The following is a 564-nucleotide window of genomic DNA, read 5'->3' as shown; positions in this document are numbered from 1 at the left end:
GCACCGATCGGGCTGCCCGCCTGTTGCGTGTCGGCGAAGCGGATCGGCCGGTAGGTCACGTGCACCGTGGTCTCGGTGATGCCGTACATGTTGATCAGGTTGTCGCAGTCCTCGCCGAAGCGCTCGAACCATGGCTGCAGTGCAGCTACGTCCAGCGCTTCGCCGCCGAAGATCACATAGCGCAGCGCAAGGTCGGATGCACTGTCACAGGCCACGCGCATCAGCGGTTTGAATGCCGACGGGGTCTGGTTCAGCACCGTCACGCGCTGCTCCACCAGCAACTGGTGGAAGTCCTCCGGCGAACGGGTCACCTCACGCGGCACGATCACCAGACGACCACCGTGCAGCAGCGCACCGAAGATCTCCCACACCGAGAAATCGAAGGCGTACGAGTGGAACAGCGTCCACACATCCTGCGGGCCGAAGCCGAACCAAGCATCGGTGGCCTTGAACAGGCGCAGCAGGTTGTGGTGCGGCAGCAAAGTGCCTTTCGGCTTGCCGGTCGAGCCCGAGGTGTAGATCACATAGGCCAGGTTGTCTGGCCGGGTCAGGTGCTCCGGATTC

Annotated in this window: 1 protein-coding gene; it reads right to left on the bottom strand. The window is 63.5% G+C overall.

Features of this window, described 5'->3' with window-relative positions; all coding sequences use genetic code 11:
• The coding region (locus tag ACQ4OD_RS26380) for an AMP-binding protein (RefSeq protein ID WP_430945230.1) at window positions 1-564 on the bottom strand (564 nt) is incomplete at both ends.

The sequence above is a fragment of the Pseudomonas sp. WC1 genome, from assembly GCF_050586565.1.
In the GTDB taxonomy this organism is placed as follows: domain Bacteria; phylum Pseudomonadota; class Gammaproteobacteria; order Pseudomonadales; family Pseudomonadaceae; genus Aquipseudomonas.
The sequence above is the reverse complement of the archived record's forward strand: the minus strand, read 5'-3'. Positions and strand labels throughout refer to the sequence as shown.